General features: G+C 52.5%; 1 rRNA gene. It reads right to left on the reverse strand.

From position 1 onward, the window contains the following. Positions 1-655, reverse strand: a 23S ribosomal RNA gene (locus tag LH47_RS14825); the annotation flags it as partial. Positions 656-690: the final 35 nt, after the last annotated feature.

The following is a 690-nucleotide window of genomic DNA, read 5'->3' on the forward strand; positions in this document are numbered from 1 at the left end:
GACTTAACCTCGCACGAGATCGTAACTCGCCGGTTCATTCTACAAAAGGCACGCCATCACCCATAAACGGGCTCTGACTACTTGTAGGCACACGGTTTCAGGTTCTCTTTCACTCCCCTCCCGGGGTGCTTTTCACCTTTCCCTCACGGTACTGGTTCACTATCGGTCACTAGGGAGTATTTAGCCTTGGGAGATGGTCCTCCCTGCTTCCGACGGGATTCCTCGTGTCCCGCCGTACTCAGGATCCACTCAGGAGGGAACGAAGTTTCGACTACAGGGCTGTTACCTTCTGTGGCAGGCCTTTCCAGACCACTTCATCTACTCCGTTCCTTTATCACTCCGTATTGAGTGTCCTACAACCCCAAGAGGCAAGCCTCTTGGTTTGGGCTGCTCCCGTTTCGCTCGCCGCTACTCAGGGAATCGCTTTTGCTTTCTTCTCCTCCGGGTACTTAGATGTTTCAGTTCCCCGGGTATGCCCTCCATACGCTATGGATTCACGTATGGATACTGCCCCATTACGGACAGTGGGTTCCCCCATTCGGAAATCTCCGGATCAACGCTTACTTACAGCTCCCCGAAGCATATCGGTGTTTGTCCCGTCCTTCATCGGCTCCTAGTGCCAAGGCATCCACCGTGCGCCCTTTCTAACTTAACTAAACACACTTTTCAGCCTGTTATCTAGTTTTCAAA

Origin of the sequence: Anoxybacillus thermarum, from assembly GCF_000836725.1 — a bacterium.
GTDB lineage: Bacteria > Bacillota > Bacilli > Bacillales > Anoxybacillaceae > Anoxybacillus > Anoxybacillus thermarum.